Consider the following 21,927-nt stretch of genomic DNA (forward strand, 5'->3'; position numbering starts at 1 on the left):
ATGATTCACGTGAAACCCGGCCCGAAAGGCCGGGTTTTTCGTCTCGGCATCCGGCTTTTCGTTTGCCGGCTTGCCCGCTACAACGGCCTGGAAAGGAATTTTCATGGCCAGCGATCCCCTTTACATCAATGCTTCGATCACGATTGCCGGTTGGGAGCTGACCGAACAGTTCGTGCTGGCCGGCGGGCCGGGCGGGCAGAACGTCAACAAGGTCTCGACGGCGGTCCAGCTCTTCTTCGACCTGCGCAATTCGCCTTCCCTCAACGAGCGCATCAAGGCGAATGCGGAAAAGCTGGCCGGCCGCAAGGTTTCCAAGGACGGCGTGCTGATGATCGAGGCGAACCGCTTCCGCAGCCAGGAGCGCAACCGCGAGGATGCGCGCGAGCGGTTGAAGGAGCTGATCCTCAAGGCCGCCGAACCGCCGCCGCCGCCGCGCCGCAAGACAAAGCCGACGAAGGGCTCGGTCGAACGCCGGCTCAAGGAAAAATCGGGCCGGGCCGACGTGAAACGCATGCGCGCCAAGCCCGGCGGCGAATGATTGTCACAACTTGGCCGTTTATGGATATGATTGAAGTGAAACCGGCGTAAGTCCGGGAAAAACAGGGAGGTAGCCATGGGTCTCTTCAGTTTCATCAAGAACGCCGGCAAGAAACTCGGCATCGGCGACGACGACGCGCCGCAGGCCGAGGCGGTCAAGAAGGAACTCGATTCCTTCGATCTCGGCACGCAGAATGTCGAGGTTTCCGTCGAAGGCGACAAATGCGTGTTGAAGGGCGTCGTGGCCGACCAGACGGCCTTTGAGAAGGCCGTCGTCGCCGTCGGCAACACGCTCGGCATCTCCAGGGTCGAGGCCGCCGAACTCAAGCTCGCCGGCGCTGACAAGGCGGCAGAGCCGGCGCTGCACACCGTCAAGAAGGGCGACAATCTCTGGAGCATCGCCGAGGCCTATTACGGCAAGGGCAAGGGCGCCAAGCATATCCTGATCTTCGACGCCAACCGGCCGATGCTGTCCCATCCGGACAAGATCTATCCCGGTCAGGTGCTGCGCATTCCGGACCTTTCGGAAGCGTGAGCGGCCTTGCGCCGGGGCTGCGCTATCTCCCCGACCATTTCGACCGTGCCGCACAGGAGGCGCTCGTCGCCGCGATCAGGCAGGTCGTGGCGGAGGCGCCGCTCTTCGTGCCGCGCATGCCGAAGACGGGAAAGCCGATGTCGGTGCGCATGACCAATTGCGGACCGCTCGGCTGGGTGACGGACAAGGAGCGCGGCTACCGCTATCAGCCGACGCACCCCGAGACCGGCCGCCCCTGGCCGGCCATTCCCGAGGCGCTTTTGGCACTCTGGGACGAGGTCTCCGGCTTCGGCAAGCCGCCGGAAGCCTGCCTCGTCAATTTCTACGATCCCGACGCGAAGATGGGGCTGCATCAGGACCGGGACGAAAGCGAGTTCGGTGCGCCGGTCGTCTCGGTCTCGCTGGGCGATCAGTGCCTGTTTCGCGTCGGAGGCGTTTCGCGGGGCGATCCGACCCGGTCGTTCCGGCTGTCGAGCGGCGACGTTTTCGTCTTCGGCGGCGAAAGCCGGCTTGTGTTCCACGGGGTCGACCGGATCTATCCCGATACCTCGACGCTTCTGAAGAACGCCGGGCGCATCAACCTGACGCTGCGCCGCGTCAATCCGTAAGCCGGCTACAGTTTGCGCAGCGCCACCGTCTCGATGAGGTGGTTCTCGCCCTTCTGCAGGATCAGGTCGGCGCGCGGGCGCGTCGGCAGGATGTTCTGGTGCAGGTTCTTCAGGTTGATGTTGTGCCAGAGGCCTTCGGCGATGGCGAGCGCCGCCGTCTCGCTGATCGTTGCATAGCGATGGAAGTAGGAATCCGGGTTCTTGAAGGCGGTGTCGCGCAGGCGCATGAAGCGCTCGACATACCAGTTGTGGATCAGCGTCTCTTCCGCGTCGATATAGATCGAGAAATCGAAGAAGTCGGAGACCATCGGCACGATCTTGCCGTCCGCCGGCAGATTGCGCGACTGCAGCACGTTGATGCCCTCGAAGATCAGGATATCGGGCCGGTCGATGGTGCGGAACGTGTTCGGCAGCACGTCATAGGTGAGGTGCGAATATGTCGGCGCCTGCACGTCCTTCTTGCCGGCCTTGATCGCCGAGAGGAAGCGCAGCAGCGCGCCGATATCGTAGCTCTCCGGAAAACCCTTGCGGTCCATCATGTTTTCGCGCTGGAGCACGGCGTTCGGATAGAGGAAGCCATCGGTCGTCACGAGATCGACCTTGGGGCTGGAGGGCCAGCGCGACAGCAGTTCCATCAGGATACGCGCCGTGGTCGACTTGCCGACCGCGACGGAGCCGGCAATGCCGATGACGAAAGGCGTTTTCGCCTCGTCGGAAAGGCTGAGGAAGTGCTTCCTCTGCTCGAAGAGCATCTGCGAGGATTCGACATGGGCCGACAGCAGGCGCGAGAGCGAGAGGTAGATGCGCCGGACCTCGTCGAGGTCGATCGGGTCGTTGAGGGAGCGCAGGCGCTGCACCTCGTCCGCCGTCAGCGTCAGGGGCGTATCAGCCCGGAAGTGCGCCCACTCCTCGACGGGGAAGAAGCGGTAGGGAGAATAGTCGCGGTTGCCGAAATCGTCCGGAATATCCGCCTGGTCCTTGTCGCGCGCTGCCTGGATCATCAATTCTTCCGGCTGGCCTTTTCCGCGAGGCCCGACTGGCCTGTGCGCCGTTCCAGCTCCCCCATGACATCTTGTAACGGGACGCCGCCGATTTTCAATACGACCATGAGATGATAGAGCAAATCGGCCGTTTCGCTGGTCAATTCGGCTTTTTTGCCCTCGATCGCGGCGATAACGGTCTCGACCGCCTCCTCGCCGAGCTTTTTCGCCGCTTTCTGCTGGCCGCTGGCAACGAGCTTCGCCGTCCAGCTTTCGGAAGGGTCGGCCGCCGCGCGGGCCGCGACGATGGCTTCGAGATCGGCAAGGGTGAAGGTACTCATGGGCAATGCTCCTCAGTCGAGCCGCATGGCGATGCCATGCTCGGCCATGTAGCGCTTGGCCTCGCCGACCGTATAGGTGCCGAAGTGGAAGATCGAGGCCGCCAGCACCGCCGTCGCATGGCCGTCGCGCACGCCTTCGACGAGGTGGTCGAGCGTGCCGACGCCGCCCGACGCGATGACCGGGACGGAGACGCGGTCGGCGATGGTGCGGGTGAGCGCGATGTCATAGCCGCCCTTCTGCCCGTCGCGGTCCATGGAGGTGAGCAGCAACTCGCCCGCGCCGCGCTCCACCATCTTCTCCGCGAAGGCGACGGCGTCGATGCCGGTCGCCTTGCGCCCGCCATGGGTGAAGATCTCCCAGCGGTCCTCCTCGCCTTCGGCGGAGACCTTCTTGGAATCGATCGAGACGACGATGCACTGGTTGCCGAACTTGTCGGCGGCTTCCGCCACGAAATCCGGATTGGCGACGGCGGCCGAGTTGATCGACACCTTGTCGGCACCGGCAAGCAGCAGCTTGCGGATATCGGCGACCGCCCGCACGCCGCCGCCGACGGTGAGCGGCATGAAGCAATGTTCTGCCGTGCGCGCCACGACGTCGAAGATCGTGTCGCGATTGTCCGAGGAGGCGGTGATGTCGAGGAAGCAGAGTTCGTCGGCACCGGCCGCATCGTAGGCCTTGGCCGATTCGACGGGATCGCCGGCATCGACGAGGTTGACGAAGCTGACGCCCTTGACGACGCGGCCGTCCTTTACGTCGAGGCAGGGTATGACGCGAGCCTTGAGGGTCATGCGGCTTCTCCCCGTGCAGCGCGGATCACGGCCTGCGCTTCCGCCGGATCGATGCGCCCGTCATAGAGCGCGCGGCCGGAGATCGCGCCTTCGAGCTTCTGGGCGTCGGCGGCGACGAGGCGGCGGATGTCGTCCATGGAGGCAAGGCCCCCAGAGGCGATGACGGGGATGGAGACGGCGTCGGCGAGTTCCAGCGTGGAGGCCCAGTTGATGCCGGCGAGAATCCCGTCGCGGTCGATGTCGGTATAGATGATCGCGGCAACGCCCGCGCCCTCGAATTTCTTCGCAAGCTCGATCACGCCGAGCTCGGAGGCTTCCGCCCAGCCCTCGACGGCGACCTTGCCGCCCTTGGCGTCGATGCCGACGGCGACCTTGCCGGGGAATTTTTTGCAGGCTTCGATGACGAGACCGGGATCGCGCACGGCGACGGTGCCGAGGATGACGCGCGACAGGCCGCGCGACAGCCAGCTTTCGATATGGTCGAGCGTGCGGATGCCGCCGCCGAGCTGCACCGGGTTCTTTGTCGCCGCGAGGATGGCATCGACGGCGGCGCCGTTGACGCTTTCTCCCGCGAAGGCGCCGTTGAGGTCGACGACATGCAGCCATTCAAAACCCTGGTCCTCGAAGGCTTTCGCCTGCGCAGCCGGGTCGGGATTGTAGACGGTGGCCTGGTCCATGTCGCCGAGCTTGAGGCGAACGCACTGGCCGTCTTTCAGGTCGATGGCGGGAAAGAGGATCATGTCAGGGTTTCCAGCGCAGGAAATTGGTAAGGAGGGCGAGGCCGAGCGTCTGGCTCTTTTCCGGATGGAACTGCGCGCCGGCCTTGTTGCCGCTGGCGACGAAGGCGGTCATCGGCCCGCCGTAGTCGACGGTCGCGACCACGTCTTCGGGGTTCGCCGCGGCAAGGTGATAGGAATGCACGAAATAGGCGTGCAGCGTTTCCGGGATGCCGTCGAAGAGCGGATGCGCCCGCTTGCGGTCGAGCGTGTTCCAGCCGATCTGCGGAATCTTCAGGTCCGGGTCGCCGGGCGCCATCTTCACGACGTCGCCCTCGATCCACCCGAGGCCTTCCGTCACGGTCTTTTCGAGGCCGCGCGAGGACATGAGCTGCATGCCGACGCAGATGCCGAGGAAGGGACGGGCCTTGTCCTCCACCACGTCGCGCAGCGCTTGCACCATGCCGGGCACGGCATCGAGGCCGCGGCGGCAATCGGCATAGGCGCCGACGCCGGGCAGCACGATGCGGTCGGCGGTGGCGACGCGCTCGGCCTTGTCGGTAAGGTCGATCTCGGCGGCTATGCCGGCCTCGCGCGCGGCCCGCTCGAAGGCCTTGGTGGCCGAGCGCAGGTTGCCCGAGCCGTAGTCGATGATCGCAACGCGCATGTCAGCGTCCTTCCTTGAAACCGACGAGGCCGAGCATGGGAGCGTGCCGGCGCACGGAGGTTTCGGAGGCCGGCAGGGAAACGCTGTCGCGCGTCTCCGCTTCGCCGGCCGGGGTTTCCATGTAGTAGATCTCTTCGGCCGTTTCCCGGTCGTCGGCCGATATCACCGCATCGATCGTCCAGCCGCGCCGTTCGAGGCCTGCGACGACCATGGACGGGCCTTCGAGCGCGACGAGTAGGCTCGTCGCAAGGCAGAGGCCGAGGCCGGCAAGGCTGAAGACCGGATGGTCCGCCACGGCCGAGCCCAGCGCCTGGACGGCGAAGGCGAGCGCGGCGGCGAGCCAGGCCCGGTGCCAGAGCAGCCAGATCACCGGCATTACAAGCGCGAGCCAGGAAAAACGGTCGCGGACGATGCGGGCGCTTTCGTCCCGGGATTTCGCGCCCGGCGGTATCAGAACAAGGAACGTGGCCATGGGAGGCCTCCAGCTTTGCCTTCGGTCAGGCCAGCGTGCCCTTCGTCGAGGGAACGCGGTCCGCCTGGCGGGGATCGATCTCGGTCGCGGTGCGCAGCACGCGGGCGACGGCCTTGAAGCAGGTCTCCGAGATATGATGGTTGTTCGCGCCGTAGATGTTCTGGATATGCAGCGTGATGCCGGCATGCTGGGCGAGCGCCTGGAAGAATTCGCGCACCAGCTCGGTATCGAAGGTGCCGATCTTCGGGGCGGAGAACGTCACGTTCCAGACGAGGAAGGGGCGGCCGGAAACGTCCACGGCGGCGCGCGTCATCGTCTCGTCCATGGCAAGGTCGAGCGAGGCATAGCGCGTGATGCCGCGCCGGTCGCCGAGCGCCCTGGCGATGGCCTGGCCGATGGCGATCCCCGTATCCTCCACCGTGTGATGGTCGTCGATATGGAGGTCGCCTTCGGCCTTGATGTCCATGTCGATGAGCGAATGGCGCGACAACTGCTCGAGCATGTGATCGAAGAAGCCAACGCCCGTCGAAATGCTCGACGTGCCGGTGCCGTCGATATCGACGGTGACCGAAATATCGGTCTCGTTCGTCTTGCGCGAAACGCTGGCTGTGCGGCTCATTTTTTGCTCCGGTAATTCTGCCGCCGCTCCTTAACAGGGCTGTCACGAAAAGACCAGTCTTTCGCGGCTTTCGGCGCAGGGTGAAACGCCCCGCGCGGCTTGCCGCCGGGTGGATAGGACAGTCCGGAGAACCGCGCGAAAGCGTTGCCTCTGGATTGGGTATGAGGTGGCTTCGCTTTCGCGCGGCCCCAAGGCGTTCTACGGAGGCGGTCGTCCTCCTTCAGACGCGCAAGAGGCTTCGCTGCACGGCTGGCCTTTCGACCGGCCGCTTGCATGGCGGACCCAAACCGACCCCGCGACCCGGGGAAGGGGGAAGCCTCGTCGCCTTGGTCCATTCCGCGACCACGGCGTTTTGCGTCTCTCCCGTCTCCGGCCGCACGTTACGGCCATCAACGAAAGCGCCTCCTCCCGCCCGCATCGACACGTTACGCGATCCGTCCGGCGGCGGAAGGACGATCAGGATAAGCGAGGTTCCGGGGGCGGGGAAAATCGGGGTGCGTTTTTCGGGAATTTTGCGGGATGCCGGGGCGGCGGTTGCCGCCCGTGCGCCTGCGGCGGGGCTGTCGCCCATGGCAGAGCGTTGCGGTTTTCCCTTCTCCCCGGCGGGGAGAAGGTGGCCCGAAGGGTCGGATGAAGGGGGTAGTATGCGGCGGGAAACGTTGTCTTTTTGCCATCGGCATCCCCCTCATCCGCCTGCCGGCACCTTCTCCCCATTGGGGAGAAGGGGACGAGCTTCGATGGGTTCATTCCATATGCGGTTGCCCTGCCGCCTGCGGGAGACGAGGGCTTTCCCGTCTCGCCGTCGTCCCCGCTCTTCCGGCGGCCTTCACTTCTTCTTCAGCGTGCTCTCGCTGTTCTTGACCTGCGCGCCAAGCGTGGAGGGGGCGGCTTTGTCGGCGCCCTTTTCCTTCTTGGGTTTGCGCACTTCCTTGTTGCTTCGGACCTGACCCTTGGCCATTGCCTTACCCCTTCGTTGGTGGAAGCTCATAACCTGCCCATCGCACGGAGAAAGCAAGGGTTATTTTGCATGGGGCGGGCCGTCCGCTTCCGGTGCCGGAGGAATATCGGCCGCGGCCGCGCGCCGTTTGCAATTGGCGAAACGCCGCTTACATAGGAGAAAACGAGGCCGCCTCGCCGGCGGCGCCATGCCCGGCATGCCGGGCTTTCGAAGGTATACTTATGAGTGAACACGACCCCTATGCTTCCATGCACGCCACGACGATCATCACCGTCCGCAAGGACGGCAAGGTGGTCATGGCGGGCGATGGCCAGGTGAGCCTCGGCCAGACGGTGATGAAGGGCAATGCGCGAAAGGTCCGCCGTCTTGCCAAGGGCGACGTGATCGCCGGTTTCGCCGGCGCGACCGCCGACGCCTTCACGCTGCTCGAACGGCTCGAGGCCAAGCTGGAGCAATATCCCGACCAGCTGATGCGCGCGGCCGTCGAGCTTGCCAAGGACTGGCGCACCGACCGCTACCTCCGCCGGCTGGAAGCCATGATGCTCGTCGCCGACAAGTCCGTGACGCTGGCGCTGACCGGCAATGGCGACGTGCTGGAGCCGGAACACGGCACGATGGCGATCGGTTCGGGCGGCAACTACGCCTATGCCGCGGCCCGCGCGCTGATGGATACCGACAAGTCGGCAGAAGAAATCGCACGCCGCGCCATGCAGATCGCCGGCGACATCTGCGTCTACACCAACCACAATGTCGTGGTGGAGACGCTGGATGCCGATTGATCGCGCCCGGATCGGCTTCGCTCCCGTCGAGCCGAAGCATTACCCGCTGCTTCTCGCCTGGCTGAACAGGCCGCATGTGCGCGAATGGTGGGGCGATCCGGACGAGGAACTCGGCTTCATCCGCGACATGGTGGAGGGCAGGGACACGACGCGTCCCTTCCTCATCACGCTCGACGGCGAGCCGCTCGGCTATATCCAGTACTGGTTTCTCGGCCATCACCAGAACGAGGAATGGACGAAGGACAATCCCTGGCTGGCGGAACTGCCGCAGGAGGCCGTGGGCGTCGATCTTTCGATCGGCGAGGCCGACAAGGTGTCCCTGGGCATCGGCTCCGCGGCGCTTGTCGCCTTCGTCGCCTATCTTCGCGGCCTTGGCCATGAGACCATTATCATCGACCCCGATCCCGCCAATGCCCGTGCGGTTCGCGCCTATGCCAAGGCCGGTTTCCGGCCCGTGCCCGAACTGGAAGGCCGCACCGGCGACGACGTGCTGATCATGCAATTCGACCCGAAAGCGAACGAGATATCATGAGCAACTTTTCCCCCCGCGAGATCGTTTCCGAACTCGACCGCTACATTATCGGCCAGCACGACGCCAAGCGCGCCGTCGCCATCGCGTTGCGCAACCGCTGGCGCCGCCACCAGCTCGAGCCGGACCTGCGCGACGAGGTGATGCCGAAGAACATCCTGATGATCGGCCCGACCGGCGTCGGCAAGACGGAGATCTCGCGGCGGCTCGCGAAACTCGCCGGCGCGCCCTTCGTCAAGGTCGAGGCGACCAAGTTCACCGAGGTCGGCTATGTCGGCCGTGACGTCGAGCAGATCGTGCGCGACCTCGTCGAGGTCGGCATCGGCCTGGTGCGCGAGAAGAAGCGCGCCGAGGTGACGGCGAAAGCCCATATGAATGCCGAGGAACGGGTGCTCGACGCCCTTGTCGGCGCCACCGCCTCGCCGGCGACGCGTGATAGTTTCCGCAAAAAGCTGCGCAACAACGAGCTGGACGACAAGGAGATCGAGGTCGACGTCGCCGATGCCGGCGGCATGCCCGGCGGCTTCGAGATTCCCGGCATGCCGGGCGCCAATATCGGCGTGCTGAACCTGTCCGAAATGTTCGGCAAGGCGATGGGCGGGCGCACCAAGAAGGTGAAGACGACGGTCAAGGATTCTTACAAGATCCTGATCGACGACGAATCCGACAAGCTGCTCGATAACGAGCAGATCCAGCGCGAGGCGATCCGCTCGGCCGAGAACGACGGCATCGTCTTCATCGACGAGATCGACAAGATCGCCGCGCGCGACGGCGGCATGGGCGCGGGCGTCTCGCGAGAGGGCGTGCAGCGCGACCTGCTGCCGCTCGTCGAGGGCACGACGGTGGCGACGAAATACGGGCCGGTGAAGACCGACCATATCCTCTTCATCGCCTCGGGCGCCTTCCATGTCTCCAAGCCCTCGGACCTCCTGCCGGAGCTGCAGGGCCGTCTGCCGATCCGCGTCGAGCTGCGCGCGCTGACCAAGGAGGACTTCCGCCGCATCCTGACGGAAACGGAGGCGAGCCTCATCCGCCAGTACAAGGCACTGATGCAGACGGAAAGCGTCGAGCTCGAGTTCACCGAGGAAGGCATCGACGCGCTGGCCGACGTCGCGGTGCAGCTCAATGCCAGCGTCGAGAACATCGGCGCGCGGCGGCTGCAGACGGTGATGGAGCGGGTGCTCGACGAGATCTCCTTCGAGGCGCCGGACAAGGGCGGCAACCGGCTGGTGATCGACGCCGAATATGTGCGCAAGCATGTCGGCGCGCTGGCGGCCAACACGGACCTGTCGCGCTACATCCTGTGACGTTTCGGCACCGGTGGCTCTTTTCGCAGCCGCCGGTGCCGGTTTTTTGATGGCGGGGGCCCTCGACAGGACGGACGGCGTGGCCTTAAGCCTTCCCCCGCGCTTTGGCATCATTCCGACATGATTGTTGTGCATCGGTCGCCGCCATTCGCCGACAGATTTGACGAGACGGGAACCGGAATCGTGCGACAGCTCTTGCCTGTGCTTGCCCTTGCAGCCGCTCTTTTTGTCCAGAGCCAGACGAACGCGCTGGCCATCGACGTGGTGCCACCGGGCAACCGCAATGCCGAGCAGCCGAACATTCCGGGCGCTTCCGTGCGCCGCACCAAGGCCGGAAAAACCTCGTTCGACGCGAAATACGAGAAGGTGCGCGACCTCATCGCCAATGACGGCCAGCTCACCGGCAAGATCAAGTCGGTGGCGAGCCGCTACGGCATCAGCCCGATCCACATGGTCGGCGCGATCGTCGGCGAGCATACCTACAATGTCGATGCCTACGACCGGCTGCAGAGCTATTATGTGAAGGCGGCCGCCTATACCGGCAGCTTCCGCTTCGCCTATGACGGCGAATCCATCGCCGATTTCGTCGACCGGCCGGAATTTGCCCAGTGCGCGTCGAAGAAGGGCTCCTACGGGCTGTGGACCTGCCGCGAGAGCGTCTGGAACCGGACCTTCAAGGGCCGGACGGTGGGCGGCACGTCCTTCCCGAACAACCGCTTCAGCGCGGTGTTCTTCCAGCCCTTCTATGCCGGCCAGACCTTCGGCCTCGGCCAGATCAACCCGCTGACGGCGCTGACGCTGACCGACGACGTGGCGCGCATTTCCGGCTATGACCGGCTCGACGAGAACGATGCGGCCAGCGTCTACCAGGCGATCATGGATCCTGACATTTCGCTTGCCTACATGGCCGCCGCGATCCGCCGCTCGATCGACGCCTACCGCAAGATCGCCGGCATCGACATCTCGAAGAATCCCGGCCTGACGGCGACGCTCTACAATATCGGCAACCCCGAGGCGCGCGCCGCCGCCTTCGCCGCCCGTCGCGCGTCCGGCGAGGCGACCTGGCCCGAGGAGAACTATTACGGCTGGCTGATCAACGACAAGCTGGCCGAACTCCAGGGCCTGCTCTAACTTCTGCCTCTCTGTCGGTTCATTCTGGCATGAGCCGATCACAAGGAGGCAGAGCATGGACATGCGCCCCGAGCCCTTCGAGCCGCCGGCACCGATTCCCCGCACGGTGCCGCCGTCGATGCTCGAGATCATCCGCACCGTGTTCCGCAACCCGCTGGAACTGTGGGGCGAGCCTTCCTATACGCTGCCCTGGATCAAGACGAGCTTCGTCGGCGAAAAGACGCTGATCGCCAACGATCCCGGCCTCATCAAGCACCTGCTGGTCGACAATGCCGCCAACTACAAGATGGCCGTGGTGCGCCAGCTCGTGCTGCGGCCGATCCTGCGCGACGGGCTGCTGACGGCGGAAGGCGCGGTCTGGCGCCGTTCGCGCAAGGCCGTCGCGCCGATCTTCACGCCGCGCCACGCCAAGGGCTTCGCCAGCCAGATGCTGGCGCAATCGGAACTCTACGTGGAGAAATACGCTGACGCGGACGGCGCGGTCTTCGACATCGGCAACGACATGACGGAGCTCGCCTTCGCGATCCTCTCGGAAACCCTGTTCTCCGGCGAGATCGCCACGGAGACCGACAATTTCGCCGACGACGTGGACGATCTGCTGCACACGATGGGCCGGGTGGATCCGATGGACCTCCTGCGCGCGCCGTCCTGGGTGCCGCGCGTCACGCGCATCGGCGGCGCGAAGGTGATGGCGAAGTTCCGCCGCGTCGTGCGCGATACGATCGAAAAGCGCCGCGAGCGCATGGAGCGCGAGGGCGATGCCGCGCCGAGCGATTTCCTGACCCTGCTGCTGCGCGTCGCCGGGCCCGACGGCCTGACCATCGAGGAAGTGGAGGACAATATCCTCACCTTCATCGGCGCGGGCCACGAGACGACGGCGCGGGCGCTCGCCTGGACACTCTATTGCGTCGCCAACAGCCCGCATGTGCGCGAGGCGATGGAAGAGGAGATCGACCGGGTGCTGGCGAGCGGCGCCGAGCCGGTCGACTGGCTGGACCTGATGCCCTGGACGCGGGCGGCCTTCGAGGAGGCCCTGCGGCTCTATCCGCCGGCGCCCTCGATCAACCGGGCGGCGATCGCCGACGACAAGTGGACGAGCCCGAAGGGCGAGCGCATCGAGATCCCGGCCGGCATCACCGTGCTGGTCCTGCCCTGGACGCTGCACCGCCACACGCTGCTCTGGAACAAGCCGCGCGCCTTCATGCCGGAGCGCTTCCTGCCGGAGAACCGCGACGCCATCCACCGCTTCCAGTACCTGCCCTTCGGCGTCGGGCCGCGCGTGTGCATCGGCGCGACCTTCGCCATGCAGGAGGCGATCATCGCGCTCGGCGTGCTGATGCACCGCTTCCGCTTCGACATGACGGCCGAGACCAAGGCCTGGCCGGTGCAGCGCCTGACGACGCAGCCGGCTAACGGACTGGCGTTGCGGGTGACGGCTCGTCCGCGCGCTTCTTCGATTTCTTGATCGTCTTGATCGAGGCGCAGGTCGCTTCCGGGTTCTTGCAGGGCTGGTAGACGACGATCTCGCTGCCGCTGCCGTCGTCCCACACCGCCTGCACCGCGATGGTCTCGGCCTCGCCGGGCTTCAGGTTCAGGTAGAGCCAGTTCTGGCTGTCGTCCGACGGCAGGTTGAAGGGCAGTTCCGGATCGCAGGCCGCCATCGGGAACGTCTTGTCCAGCGCGTCGGAATTGATCGAGTAGCGCACCTCCTTCAGCCGGCAATGCATGGTCTGCAGCGCCGTGAAATAGATGAGCTGCTGGCCGGAGAATTCGCGGAACTGCACCCAGCCCGTCTGCTTGTTGGCATCCAGCATCGCCTTGTAGATGGCGACGTCGGGGATCTGCGCCTTGTATTCCTCCCCGTCCTCTTCCTGCGCATGCGCGACGCCGGCAAGAAGCGCGGTGCCGATGAGAAGGGCGGCCAGAAGCGGCTTTCGGATGGCAAGGTCGGTCAAGACGGGCTCCTCGTTCTTTCACCTGATGTCGCCGGTGGAATGGTGGCAATTGCTCCGGACATGCAATAACACCATTCAAGGCCCGCTTTGAAAAGAGGTTGCTCTTTTCGAAAGGACGGGGGCGGTTCGGAAGAATTCTCGTGGCAGACCATTTGTTACTCGGCATCGATACCGGCGGCACCTATACGGATGCCGTCCTTTACAGCGAACTCGACGGCGTCGTCGCCCGCGCCAAGGCGCTTACCACCCGCCACGATCTCTCGGTCGGCATTTCCGGCGCGGTGGAGGCGGTGCTCACCGAGGCGAAGGTGCCCGTTTCCGCCATCGGCCTCGTCTCCCTTTCGACGACGCTCGCCACCAACGCACTGGTGGAAGGACAGGGCGGCCGCGCCGGCCTCGTGATGATCGGCTTCGGCCCCGACGACCTGAAGCGCGACGGGCTTGCCGACGCGCTCGGCAACGATCCCGTGCTGTTCCTGCCCGGCGGCCACAACGTGCACGGCACCGAGACGGCGCTCGACATGACGGCGCTGGGCGAGGCCCTGCCGGCGCTTGCGCAAAGCGTCTCCTCCTTCGCCGTCGCCGGCTATTTCGCCGTGCGCAACCCGGCGCACGAGGAGCGGGTGCGCGAGCGCATCCGCGAGATCTCCCATCTGCCCGTCACCTGCAGCCATGAGCTCTCCTCCAAGCTCGGCGGGCCGCGCCGCGCGCTGACGACGCTGCTCAACGCCCGCCTCGTCTCGATGATCGACCGGCTGATCGGCGCCTGCGAGGACTACCTGACGCGCCGCGGCATCCATGTGCCGATGATGGTGGTGCGCGGCGACGGCGCGCTGATCTCGGCGGCCGAGGCGCGGCTGCGCCCGATCGAGACCATCCTGTCCGGCCCGGCGGCGAGCCTCGTCGGCGCGCGCCACCTGACGGGGCTCGACAATGCCGTGGTCTCCGATATCGGCGGCACGACGACGGACGTCGCGGTGCTCGACGGCGGACGGCCGAAGCTCGATGCCGACGGCGCCGTGGTCGGCGGCTACCGCACCATGGTCGAAGCCGTCGCCATGCGGACCTTCGGGCTCGGCGGTGATTCGGAGGTGCGCATCAACGACCGCGGCCTGACGGCAAAAATCGATCTCGGGCCGCGCCGCTTCATGCCGCTCAGCCTTGCCTCGGCGCTGCATCCGGAAGCCGTGATCCCGGTGCTGGAACGGCAGATCCGCGCGCCCCATGCCGGGCGGCACGACGGCCGGTTCGCCGTGCGCACCGGCGTTCCGGAATGGCTGGCGAGCGGGTTGCAGCCGCAGGAACAGGCGCTCTACGAAAAGATCGGCGCGGTGCCGCTGCCGCTCGACGGGCTGCTCGTCTCCACGCTGCAGAAGGCGACGCTCGACCGGCTGGTCGCCCGCGGCCTCGTCCATATCTGCGGCGTCACGCCGTCGGACGCCATGCATGTGCTCGGCGGGCAGGGGCAATGGGATGCCGCCGCCGCCCGTCTCGGCCTGGAGCTTGCCGCGCGCACCAAGGACGGCACCGGCCGGCCGATCGCCGACGGCCCCGAGGATCTGGCGCGGCTTTTGGTCGACCGGCTCACCCGCCAGTCGTCGGACGTCATCCTGTCCGCCTGCCTTGCCGACGACGGCGTCGGCTCGATCGATCCCGCAAGCTCGACCTCCGTCGACCGGGCCCTGCACCGCCCCAAGGGTATCGTGCAGTTCCGCATCGCGCTCGACCGGCCGCTCGTCGGCCTCGGCGCGTCCGCGCCCGTCTATTATCCCGCCATCGCGGAGATGCTCGGCGCCGAATCGGCCATTCCCGCCGACGCGGGCGTCGCCAATGCGGTCGGCGCGGTGGTCGGCCAGGTGCGCACCGCCGTCACGGTCTTCGTGACCATGCCGGACGAGGGCATCTTCATCGTGGGCGGTGCGGGAGAGAGCGTGCGCCTCATCGACGAGGCCGAAGCCTTCTCGCTGGCGAAGGAACGGGCGATGACCGCGGCGCTGCATTCCGCCCGCGCCAACGGCGCCGACGAGCCGGTTGTGACGCTCGCCGAAGAGATCGACGCGCCCGAGGTGGAAGGCCGGCGCAAGCTCATCGAGGCGCGTTTCACAGCAACGGCGAGCGGCCGGCCGCGCATCGCCGAAGAGGCATAAATATGATTTTATCCTGAGTGGAATAAATTCTTTATGCTATTGCCGAATTGACTATGCGTGAAAGCTCCGGAAAGTGGCAGCGTTCGGGATACTCCCCAAATCGTCCCGCCCTTCGGAGCTTTTCAAATGACCTATACGGAAAAAGCCGGCCTTTCGATCGATAGCGCCCTTTATGATTTCATCGTCGAGGAGGCGCTTCCGGGCACCGGCGTGGACGCCGAACGCTACTTTGCCGATTTCTCCGCCATCGTGCACAACCTCGCGCCGGAAAACCGCGCGCTGCTTGCCAAGCGCGATGCGCTGCAGGAGAAGATCGACGGCTGGTACCGCGCCAACGGCGCGCCGTCCGACATGGCGGCCTACGAAGCCTTCCTGCGCGAGATCGGCTACCTGCTGCCGGAAGGCGGCGACTTCAGCGTGACGACGGACAATGTCGATCCAGAGATCGCCAGCGTGGCCGGCCCGCAGCTCGTCGTTCCCGTCATGAACGCGCGCTATGCGCTGAACGCGGCCAATGCGCGCTGGGGCTCGCTCTATGATGCGCTCTACGGCACGGACGCGATCCCGGAAACGGACGGCGCGGAGAAGGGCAAGGGCTACAATCCCAAGCGCGGCGCAAAGGTCATCGCCTGGGCGCGCGGCTTCCTCGACGAAAGCGCGCCGCTCGCCGGCGCGTCCTGGCGGGATGCGGCGGGCCTTTCCATCGACGGCGGCAAGCTCGTCGTCGCTTTGACGGCCGGTGGCACAACGGGCCTTGCCGACGGGAAGAAGTTCGCCGGCTATCTCGGCGACGCCTCCGCGCCGACGGCCGTGCTCCTGCGCAACAACGGCCTGCACATCGAAATCCGCATCGACGCCACGACGCCGACCGGCAAGGACGACGCGGCGCATATTTCCGACGTCGCGATCGAATCGGCCCTGACCACGATCATGGACTGCGAGGATTCCGTCGCCGCCGTCGATGCCGAGGACAAGGTCGTCGTCTACCGCAACTGGCTCGGCCTGATGAAGGGCGACCTTTCCGAAGAGGTCGTGAAGGGCGGCAAGAGCTTTACCCGCCGCCTCAACCCCGACCGCGACTATACCGCGCCCGACGGTTCGACCTATGCCGCGCGCGCCCGCTCGCTGATGCTGGTGCGCAATGTCGGCCACCTCATGACCAACCCGGCCATCCGCGACCGCGACGGCAACGAGGTGCCGGAAGGCATCATGGACGCCATGGTCACGGCGCTGATCGCGCTGCACGACGTCGGCCCGAACGGCCGCCGCAAGAATTCGCCGGCCGGCTCGATGTATGTCGTCAAGCCGAAGATGCATGGCCCCGAGGAGGTCGCCTTCGCCTCCAAGCTGTTCGGTCGCGTCGAGGCCGCCGTCGGCATGGCGCCGAACACGATGAAGATGGGCATCATGGACGAGGAGCGCCGCACGACGGTCAACCTCAAGGAAGCGATCCGCGCCGCCAAGGAGCGCGTCGTCTTCATCAATACCGGCTTCCTCGACCGCACCGGCGACGAGATCCACACCTCGATGGAAGCGGGTCCGATGATCCGCAAGGGCGACATGAAGCAGGCCGCCTGGATTTCCGCCTACGAGAACTGGAACGTCGATATCGGTCTCGAATGCGGCCTGTCCGGCCATGCGCAGATCGGCAAGGGCATGTGGGCCATGCCGGACCTCATGGCGGCGATGCTGGAGCAGAAGATCGCCCATCCGAAGGCCGGCGCCAACACCGCCTGGGTGCCCTCGCCGACCGCCGCGACGCTGCACGCGACGCACTACCACAAGGTCAACGTCGCCGACGTGCAGGCCTCGCTCCGCGCCCGCCCGCGCGCCAAGCTCTCCGACATCCTCTCGGTACCGGTCGCGGTGCGCCCGAACTGGACGCCGGAAGAGATCCAGCGCGAGCTCGACAACAATGCCCAGGGCATCCTCGGCTATGTCGTGCGCTGGATCGACCAGGGCGTCGGCTGCTCCAAGGTGCCTGATATCAACGATGTCGGCCTGATGGAGGACCGCGCGACGCTGCGCATCTCCGCCCAGCACCTCGCCAACTGGCTGCATCACGGCGTCATCACCGAGGCCCAGATCATCGAGACGATGAAGCGCATGGCCGCCGTCGTCGACGGGCAGAATGCCGGCGATCCGCTCTACCGCCCGATGGCCGCCGATTTCGACGGCTCGATCGCCTTCCAGGCCGCCGTCGAGCTGGTGCTGAAGGGCCGCGAGCAGCCGAACGGCTACACCGAGCCGGTCCTGCACCGCCGCCGCCTGGAGCTGAAAGCGGCCGGGCGCTGAAGACGCGAAGGGGCCGGGACGCTCAAGCGGCCCGGCCCCTTCCCATACCGGCCGGCACCTTTGGAGCACCGGCCGCACACCTCTCCTCCGTCATCCTCGGGCTTGACCCGAGGATCCATGCCCTATGGCACACCCTGAGTTTGTTGTGTGGATCCTCGGGTCAAGCCCGAGGATGACGGCAGTGATTGGGGAGAAGGCGAGCCCAATCGCGGTTCTATGGCAAGCCAAACGAAAGAAGCCGCCGGAGCGATCCGGCGGCTTCTTCTTTATATCGATGCGTCCGCTTACTGCTGGACGACGACGCGGGCGCTCGTGCCGGGGCGCACGCGCTTGTAGAGGTCGATAATGTCCTGGTTCATCAGGCGGATGCAGCCCGAGGACGCGGCCGTGCCGATGGACGCCCATTCCGGCGTGCCGTGCAGGCGGAACAGCGTGTCCTGGCCCTTCTCGTTGAAGAGGTAGAGCGCGCGTGCGCCGAGCGGGTTCTTCAGACCCGGGCCCATGCCGTCCTTGACGTAGCGGGCGACTTCCGGCTTGCGGTCGGCCATTTCCTTCGGCGGGTGCCAGCTCGGCCATTCCTGCTTCCAGGCGATATAGGCCTCGCCCTGCCAGGCAAAGCCCGACTTGCCGACGCCGATGCCGTAGCGCACGGCCTTGCCGCCGGGCAGCACGTAGTAAAGGAAGCGGTTCGGCGTATTGACGATGATCGTGCCGGGCCTTTCCTTGGTGGCGTAATCGACGATCTGGCGGTGGAACTTCTCGTTCACGCGGTTGATCGGGATCGCCGGCAGGGCATAGCCATTGTCCTCAACAGCGCCATAATCCGATGTGAAGATAGCATTCGTCGCCACCTTTTCGCCCGGACCGGACGTGGAGGAAGAAGAGCAACCGGCGAGCGTGACGGCCGCTGCGAGGCCGCACAGAAGGAGGGCATTGCGGAAGCGCATGAGATTCTCTTAAGATCAAGGAATTAAGAAGTTCCAGGACGCAGAACTTTCATCGATCATGGTTTATTTTCGATTAAACCAGTCAATGCAAGTGCGTGCGCCGTAGCTCGGGCCTGCGCCGAAGCAAAAAGCCCGGTGATTGCTTTTTTGCAACAACAATACCCGCTTCCCGCCGCTTTCGCCGCGCCCGATCCATGCCAAGCATGCCTTCGCCGGCCGTTCAATGCTCTTCCCGCCACCTGCCTTGAAGCCGCACAGGAACCGCGCGGTGCGGTTAACGAAGTCTTCCGGCCGGCCCGCGCCGGCCCGCCGCCTTAACTTTTTCGGGCGGCTGGAGAGCCGTTTGGCGGTAGAATGCGATTCGCCGAGGTGGACCCACATGACGATCGTTTCCCTGCACAACGACAATCCGCTGCTCGACGGCCGCCAGTCGGACCGTGCCATGATGGTGCGCCGTGGCGTGCAGCGCATGCTGATGGACATGCGCCACGCCGTGCTGCCGGAACTGACGCTGGCGAGCGGCCGGCGCGCCGACCTGATCAGCCTGTCCGACAAGGGTGAGATCTGGATCGTCGAGATCAAGACGTCGATCGAGGATTTCCGCGTCGACCGCAAATGGCCGGATTACCGCCGGCACTGCGACCGGCTGTTCTTCGCCACCCACAAGGAGGTGCCGCTCGACATCTTCCCGGAGGACTGCGGCCTCATCCTTTCCGACGGCTACGGCGCGCACATGCTGCGCGAGGCGCCGGAACACAAATTGCCGGCGCCGACGCGAAAGTCCGTGACCTTCGCCTTCGCCCGCGTCGCCGCAGGCCGCCTGCTGCTTGCGGAATTCGCCATGGATGCACGGCGCGACGGGCCCGACATCTCCGCCATCGTCTCGGGGCGCCGCGACGAGCCGGCGTGAAGCAGGCCGCAAGACCATCACATAGGGAAACCAAAGGGTGCCACCTCCCCCTTCTCCCCTCGGGGAGAAGGTCGCGGCAGCGGGATGAGGGGGGCGCAGGACGTGAGAAGTCGTGAAAGCCCCCTCATCCGACCCTTCGGGCCACCTTCTCCCCGAGGGGAGAAGGGGAAAGCGGCGATGCCGCGGCAGGGGATTTTCCGTAAGCGCCGGCGAAAGACCGCTACTTCGGCGCGCGCTTGGCCAGGATGCGCTGGAGCGTGCGGCGGTGCATGTTGAGGCGGCGCGCTGTCTCGGAGACGTTGCGGTCGCACATCTCGTAGACGCGCTGGATGTGCTCCCAGCGCACGCGGTCCGCCGACATCGGGTTTTCCGGCAGTTCCGCCTTCTCGCCCGGGCGCTGCGTCAATGCGGCGAAGATGTCGTCGGCATCGGCGGGCTTGGCGAGGTAATCGACCGCGCCGAGCTTCACGGCGTTGACGGCCGTCGCGATATTGCCATAGCCGGTCAGCATGATGATGCGGGTGTCGTCGCGGCGCTGGCGGATGGCGGCGATCACGTCGAGGCCGCTGCCGTCGCCGAGGCGAAGGTCCACCACCGCATATTTCGGCGGGTTGGTCTTGGCCTTCGCAATGCCCTCGGCCACCGATTCGGCGGTATCGACGGCAAAGCCGCGCGTCTCCATGGCGCGCGCGAGACGACGCAGGAACGGGGCGTCGTCATCGACGAGAAGAAGCGTGGGATCCGGCCCGATATCATCCGCTGCCGCGTGAACTTCGTTGTTTTCAGCCATTTTCGTCTTCCGTGGCGTATTTTCGTCCATTCTTGATCGGGATCAGCTTATCACCCGTAAGATGCGGCGGGTAAAGTCATTTTGCGCCCTTGGCCTCCATGCGCGCCCGCGGCCAATCGACCGAGACCCGCGCCCCCGGCCGGTCGCCGGTGCGGTTGCCGAAGGTCAACCGGGCGCCCGAGCGCTCCAGCAGCGTCTTGGCGATGAAGAGGCCGAGGCCGAGCCCGCCGGCCCGCTCGTCCTTCTGGCGCTTGGTGACGTAGGGGTCGCCGATGCGCTGGAGGATATCCGCCGCATAGCCGTCGCCGTCGTCCTCGATGACGATCGTCACGCGTTCCGGTGTGTGGCCGACCGTGACGGTCACCTCCTCGCGGGCATGGTCGACAGCGTTCTCCAGCAGATTGCCGAGGCCATAGAGGATGCCGGGATTGCGGTTGCCGACCGGTTCGCTCGCCCGGTCGCCGTTCTCCACCAGGTTGAGCGTGATGCCGAATTCGCGGTGCGGCGCCAGCACCTCCTCCATGAGGGAAGACAGCGGCAGCACGCGCATATGCGCCTCGTCCTCGGTGGAAAGGGTGGTGAGCCGGCGCAGGATGTCGCGGCAGCGCTCGCTCTGGCTGCGCAGCAGTTGCACGTCTTCCTTGAAGCGCTCGTCGGTGCCGAGCTCGCGCTCCATCTCACGCGCGACGACGCTGATGGTGGCGAGCGGCGTGCCGAGTTCGTGCGCGGCCGCCGCGGCAAGGCCGTCGAGCTGCGAAAGGTGCTTTTCCCGCTGGAGGATGAGTTCGGTCGCCGCGAGCGCATCGGAAAGCTCGGCCGCCTCCTGCGACACGCGATAGGAATAGAAGGCGGCAAAGGCCGTGGTCGAGACGATGGCGAACCAGAAGCCGGCCGTCAGGATCGGCGGCACGACGAGCAGCGTGCCGGGGAACCAGGGTAGCGGGAAGGGCGTGAAGGCGAGCGCCGTGATGCCCGCAACGGCGAGCCCCCCGAGCGTCAGGCTGAAGCGGACCGGCTGCAGCGAGGACGAGATGATGACGGGCACGCAGACGAGCGGCGCGAAGGGATTGGCAAGGCCGCCGGTGATGAAGAGCAGCGCCGTCAGCTGGCAGAGGTCGAAGGCGAGCAGCAGGAAGGCGGAGGTCGGCGTCAGCCGGTGCGCCGGGGGAAAGCGCACGGCAAGGAAGAAGTTCACCGCCGCCAGCAGCGCGATCAGCACCGAGGCCGGCAGCAGCGGCAGCGGGAAATCCAGCCACAGCGCGACGACGATGACGCTGATCGTCTGGCCCGCCACCGCCAGCCAGCGCAGGCGGATGAGCGTTTCGAGGCGAAGGCGCCGGCCGGAGCCCTCGAAGTCGATATCCTGGTAGCCTGTCATCTCCTCGTCCTTCCTTCCGGTGCCCTGTCTCATGTGCCGCGCGGCTTGACGCGCGTCGTCGGTGTCGCCGCGGCCGGATCTTCCGGCCAGGGGTGTTTCGGATAGCGCCCGCGCATGTCCGCCCGGACATCGCGCCAGGAGCCCGCCCAGAAGCCGGGCAGGTCGCGCGTCGTCTGGATCAGGCGATGGGCGGGGGACTGGAGCTCGAGCAGCAGCGGCAGCCGCCCGCCGGCAATGGCCGGGTGCTGCTTAAGACCGAACAGTTCCTGCACGCGGATTTCCAGCACTGGCTCGTCGCCGTCGTAACGGATCGGGTGGCGCTGGCCGGTCGGCGCCTCGAAATGGGTGGGGGCGAGGCGGGCGAGATCGCGCTGCGCCTCGTAGGGCACCAGCGCCATCAGCCCCTCCTGAAGGCTGGCCGGCTTGATGTCGTCGAGGCCGCGTGTCGCCTCCTGGAACGGAACGAACCAGTCGTCGAGCCGCGCCAGCAAGGCCGCCTCGCTCGTATCCGGCCAGGGCTCGCCGATCGAACGGTGG

The 21,927-nt window shown here is 65.9% G+C and carries 25 protein-coding genes (1 of these 25 only partly in view); 11 read left to right on the plus strand and 14 right to left on the minus strand.

Features of this window, described 5'->3' with window-relative positions:
- Positions 1-103 precede the first annotated feature (103 nt).
- The 3 genes from arfB to Q9316_RS19005 all read left to right on the plus strand — a co-directional run bounded on the left by arfB (position 104) and on the right by Q9316_RS19005 (position 1,680).
- Complete coding sequence (arfB, locus tag Q9316_RS18995) at positions 104-538, plus strand: alternative ribosome rescue aminoacyl-tRNA hydrolase ArfB (RefSeq protein WP_306033119.1); 435 nt, start codon at positions 104-106, stop codon at positions 536-538.
- A gap of 75 nt (positions 539-613) precedes the next feature.
- Positions 614-1,072, plus strand: a complete 459-nt coding sequence (lysM, locus tag Q9316_RS19000; protein WP_306033120.1) for a peptidoglycan-binding protein LysM — start codon at positions 614-616, stop codon at positions 1,070-1,072.
- Complete coding sequence (locus tag Q9316_RS19005) at positions 1,069-1,680, plus strand: alpha-ketoglutarate-dependent dioxygenase AlkB family protein (RefSeq protein ID WP_306033121.1); 612 nt, start codon at positions 1,069-1,071, stop codon at positions 1,678-1,680. Before lysM ends, Q9316_RS19005 begins: the two co-directional genes overlap by 4 nt.
- 5 nt (positions 1,681-1,685) lie before the next feature.
- Here the strand turns inward: Q9316_RS19005 and coaA are convergent, their stop codons facing one another.
- From coaA to Q9316_RS19045, 8 genes are all read right to left on the minus strand, one after another.
- Positions 1,686-2,681: a type I pantothenate kinase gene (gene coaA, locus Q9316_RS19010; protein ID WP_306033122.1), complete on the minus strand. Its 996-nt coding sequence runs from the start codon at positions 2,679-2,681 to the stop codon at positions 1,686-1,688.
- Complete coding sequence (locus Q9316_RS19015) at positions 2,681-3,001, minus strand: phosphoribosyl-ATP diphosphatase (RefSeq protein ID WP_306033123.1); 321 nt, start codon at positions 2,999-3,001, stop codon at positions 2,681-2,683. The genes coaA and Q9316_RS19015 overlap by 1 nt, the downstream gene beginning before the upstream one ends.
- Positions 3,002-3,013: 12 nt before the next feature.
- A complete protein-coding gene (gene hisF, locus Q9316_RS19020) occupies positions 3,014-3,790 on the minus strand; it encodes an imidazole glycerol phosphate synthase subunit HisF (protein ID WP_306033124.1) in 777 nt (258 codons plus the stop codon).
- Positions 3,787-4,530: a 1-(5-phosphoribosyl)-5-[(5-phosphoribosylamino)methylideneamino]imidazole-4-carboxamide isomerase gene (gene hisA / locus Q9316_RS19025; protein WP_306033125.1), complete on the minus strand. Its 744-nt coding sequence runs from the start codon at positions 4,528-4,530 to the stop codon at positions 3,787-3,789. The genes hisF and hisA overlap by 4 nt, the downstream gene beginning before the upstream one ends.
- A 1-nt stretch (position 4,531) precedes the next feature.
- The gene (hisH, locus tag Q9316_RS19030; RefSeq protein WP_306033126.1) at positions 4,532-5,173 is read right to left on the minus strand and encodes an imidazole glycerol phosphate synthase subunit HisH; all 642 of its coding nucleotides are present in this window, start codon (positions 5,171-5,173) and stop codon (positions 4,532-4,534) included.
- A 1-nt stretch (position 5,174) separates the two neighbouring features.
- Positions 5,175-5,645: a DUF2628 domain-containing protein gene (locus Q9316_RS19035; protein WP_306033127.1), complete on the minus strand. Its 471-nt coding sequence runs from the start codon at positions 5,643-5,645 to the stop codon at positions 5,175-5,177.
- Positions 5,646-5,670: 25 nt separating this feature from the next.
- Positions 5,671-6,264: an imidazoleglycerol-phosphate dehydratase HisB gene (hisB, locus tag Q9316_RS19040; protein ID WP_306033128.1), complete on the minus strand. Its 594-nt coding sequence runs from the start codon at positions 6,262-6,264 to the stop codon at positions 5,671-5,673.
- Positions 6,265-7,090: 826 nt separating this feature from the next.
- Complete coding sequence (locus tag Q9316_RS19045) at positions 7,091-7,222, minus strand: hypothetical protein (protein ID WP_306033129.1); 132 nt, start codon at positions 7,220-7,222, stop codon at positions 7,091-7,093.
- 221 nt (positions 7,223-7,443) lie between these two features.
- Here Q9316_RS19045 and hslV point away from each other — a divergent pair, with 221 nt between their 5' ends.
- The 5 genes from hslV to Q9316_RS19070 all read left to right on the plus strand — a co-directional run bounded on the left by hslV (position 7,444) and on the right by Q9316_RS19070 (position 12,433).
- A complete protein-coding gene (gene hslV, locus Q9316_RS19050) occupies positions 7,444-8,001 on the plus strand; it encodes an ATP-dependent protease subunit HslV (protein ID WP_306033130.1) in 558 nt (185 codons plus the stop codon).
- Positions 7,991-8,533, plus strand: a complete 543-nt coding sequence (locus Q9316_RS19055; protein WP_306033131.1) for a GNAT family N-acetyltransferase — start codon at positions 7,991-7,993, stop codon at positions 8,531-8,533. Before hslV ends, Q9316_RS19055 begins: the two co-directional genes overlap by 11 nt.
- A complete protein-coding gene (gene hslU, locus Q9316_RS19060) occupies positions 8,530-9,837 on the plus strand; it encodes an ATP-dependent protease ATPase subunit HslU (protein WP_306033132.1) in 1,308 nt (435 codons plus the stop codon). Before Q9316_RS19055 ends, hslU begins: the two co-directional genes overlap by 4 nt.
- A gap of 183 nt (positions 9,838-10,020) precedes the next feature.
- Positions 10,021-10,968: a DUF1402 family protein gene (locus tag Q9316_RS19065; RefSeq protein WP_306033133.1), complete on the plus strand. Its 948-nt coding sequence runs from the start codon at positions 10,021-10,023 to the stop codon at positions 10,966-10,968.
- A gap of 55 nt (positions 10,969-11,023) precedes the next feature.
- Positions 11,024-12,433 carry a cytochrome P450 gene (locus Q9316_RS19070; protein ID WP_306033134.1) on the plus strand — a complete coding sequence of 470 codons (1,410 nt, stop codon included), beginning with the start codon at positions 11,024-11,026 and terminating at the stop codon, positions 12,431-12,433.
- On the opposite strand, the gene Q9316_RS19075 is transcribed toward Q9316_RS19070, so the two are convergent.
- Positions 12,378-12,923, minus strand: a complete 546-nt coding sequence (locus Q9316_RS19075; protein WP_306033135.1) for a hypothetical protein — start codon at positions 12,921-12,923, stop codon at positions 12,378-12,380. The two genes, Q9316_RS19070 and Q9316_RS19075, sit on opposite strands and share 56 nt — an antisense overlap.
- 140 nt (positions 12,924-13,063) lie before the next feature.
- On the opposite strand from Q9316_RS19075, the gene Q9316_RS19080 reads away from it, so the two are divergent.
- Positions 13,064-15,070 (plus strand): hydantoinase/oxoprolinase family protein, encoded by a 2,007-nt coding sequence (locus Q9316_RS19080; RefSeq protein ID WP_306033136.1) that lies wholly within the window; start codon positions 13,064-13,066, stop codon positions 15,068-15,070.
- A 126-nt stretch (positions 15,071-15,196) separates the two neighbouring features.
- The gene (locus Q9316_RS19085; protein WP_306033137.1) at positions 15,197-17,365 is read left to right on the plus strand and encodes a malate synthase G; all 2,169 of its coding nucleotides are present in this window, start codon (positions 15,197-15,199) and stop codon (positions 17,363-17,365) included.
- Positions 17,366-17,649: 284 nt separating this feature from the next.
- Here Q9316_RS19085 and Q9316_RS19090 read toward each other — a convergent pair whose 3' ends face one another.
- Positions 17,650-18,312: a L,D-transpeptidase gene (locus Q9316_RS19090; protein WP_306033138.1), complete on the minus strand. Its 663-nt coding sequence runs from the start codon at positions 18,310-18,312 to the stop codon at positions 17,650-17,652.
- A gap of 63 nt (positions 18,313-18,375) precedes the next feature.
- Positions 18,376-18,693, minus strand: coding sequence for a hypothetical protein (locus Q9316_RS19095; RefSeq protein WP_306033139.1), 318 nt, complete (start codon positions 18,691-18,693; stop codon positions 18,376-18,378).
- On the opposite strand from Q9316_RS19095, the gene Q9316_RS19100 reads away from it, so the two are divergent.
- A complete protein-coding gene (locus Q9316_RS19100; protein ID WP_306033140.1) occupies positions 18,692-19,222 on the plus strand; it encodes an MmcB family DNA repair protein in 531 nt (176 codons plus the stop codon). The genes Q9316_RS19095 and Q9316_RS19100 overlap by 2 nt on opposite strands.
- Positions 19,223-19,442: 220 nt before the next feature.
- Here Q9316_RS19100 and Q9316_RS19105 read toward each other — a convergent pair whose 3' ends face one another.
- The 3 genes from Q9316_RS19105 to hrpB form a co-directional block, all read right to left on the minus strand.
- Entirely contained in the window at positions 19,443-20,012 is a 570-nt protein-coding gene (locus Q9316_RS19105; RefSeq protein ID WP_306033141.1) for an ActR/PrrA/RegA family redox response regulator transcription factor, read from the minus strand.
- 76 nt (positions 20,013-20,088) lie between these two features.
- A complete protein-coding gene (locus Q9316_RS19110; RefSeq protein WP_306033142.1) occupies positions 20,089-21,390 on the minus strand; it encodes an ActS/PrrB/RegB family redox-sensitive histidine kinase in 1,302 nt (433 codons plus the stop codon).
- Positions 21,391-21,419: 29 nt separating this feature from the next.
- Positions 21,420-21,927, minus strand: partial view of an ATP-dependent helicase HrpB gene (gene hrpB, locus Q9316_RS19115; protein ID WP_306033143.1) — the final stretch only. Its footprint extends 1,961 nt past the window's final position; only the last 508 of its 2,469 coding nucleotides appear in the window; the start codon falls outside the window, past its right edge; the stop codon is at positions 21,420-21,422.

It is taken from the genome of Shinella zoogloeoides, from assembly GCF_030733845.1.
Classification (GTDB): domain Bacteria; phylum Pseudomonadota; class Alphaproteobacteria; order Rhizobiales; family Rhizobiaceae; genus Shinella; species Shinella zoogloeoides_C.

Coding starts and splice junctions, on each gene's coding strand:
- arfB (WP_306033119.1), top strand. CDS start 104: ATGGCCAGCGATCCCCTTTACATCAATGCTTCGATCACGATTGCCGGT.
- lysM (WP_306033120.1), top strand. CDS start 614: ATGGGTCTCTTCAGTTTCATCAAGAACGCCGGCAAGAAACTCGGCATC.
- coaA (WP_306033122.1), bottom strand. CDS start 2,681: ATGATCCAGGCAGCGCGCGACAAGGACCAGGCGGATATTCCGGACGAT.
- Q9316_RS19015 (WP_306033123.1), bottom strand. CDS start 3,001: ATGAGTACCTTCACCCTTGCCGATCTCGAAGCCATCGTCGCGGCCCGC.
- hisF (WP_306033124.1), bottom strand. CDS start 3,790: ATGACCCTCAAGGCTCGCGTCATACCCTGCCTCGACGTAAAGGACGGC.
- hisA (WP_306033125.1), bottom strand. CDS start 4,530: ATGATCCTCTTTCCCGCCATCGACCTGAAAGACGGCCAGTGCGTTCGC.
- hisH (WP_306033126.1), bottom strand. CDS start 5,173: ATGCGCGTTGCGATCATCGACTACGGCTCGGGCAACCTGCGCTCGGCC.
- Q9316_RS19035 (WP_306033127.1), bottom strand. CDS start 5,645: ATGGCCACGTTCCTTGTTCTGATACCGCCGGGCGCGAAATCCCGGGAC.
- hisB (WP_306033128.1), bottom strand. CDS start 6,264: ATGAGCCGCACAGCCAGCGTTTCGCGCAAGACGAACGAGACCGATATT.
- Q9316_RS19045 (WP_306033129.1), bottom strand. CDS start 7,222: ATGGCCAAGGGTCAGGTCCGAAGCAACAAGGAAGTGCGCAAACCCAAG.
- hslV (WP_306033130.1), top strand. CDS start 7,444: ATGAGTGAACACGACCCCTATGCTTCCATGCACGCCACGACGATCATC.
- Q9316_RS19055 (WP_306033131.1), top strand. CDS start 7,991: ATGCCGATTGATCGCGCCCGGATCGGCTTCGCTCCCGTCGAGCCGAAG.
- hslU (WP_306033132.1), top strand. CDS start 8,530: ATGAGCAACTTTTCCCCCCGCGAGATCGTTTCCGAACTCGACCGCTAC.
- Q9316_RS19070 (WP_306033134.1), top strand. CDS start 11,024: ATGGACATGCGCCCCGAGCCCTTCGAGCCGCCGGCACCGATTCCCCGC.
- Q9316_RS19085 (WP_306033137.1), top strand. CDS start 15,197: ATGACCTATACGGAAAAAGCCGGCCTTTCGATCGATAGCGCCCTTTAT.
- Q9316_RS19090 (WP_306033138.1), bottom strand. CDS start 18,312: ATGCGCTTCCGCAATGCCCTCCTTCTGTGCGGCCTCGCAGCGGCCGTC.
- Q9316_RS19100 (WP_306033140.1), top strand. CDS start 18,692: ATGACGATCGTTTCCCTGCACAACGACAATCCGCTGCTCGACGGCCGC.
- Q9316_RS19095 (WP_306033139.1), bottom strand. CDS start 18,693: ATGTGGGTCCACCTCGGCGAATCGCATTCTACCGCCAAACGGCTCTCC.
- Q9316_RS19105 (WP_306033141.1), bottom strand. CDS start 20,012: ATGGCTGAAAACAACGAAGTTCACGCGGCAGCGGATGATATCGGGCCG.
- Q9316_RS19110 (WP_306033142.1), bottom strand. CDS start 21,390: ATGACAGGCTACCAGGATATCGACTTCGAGGGCTCCGGCCGGCGCCTT.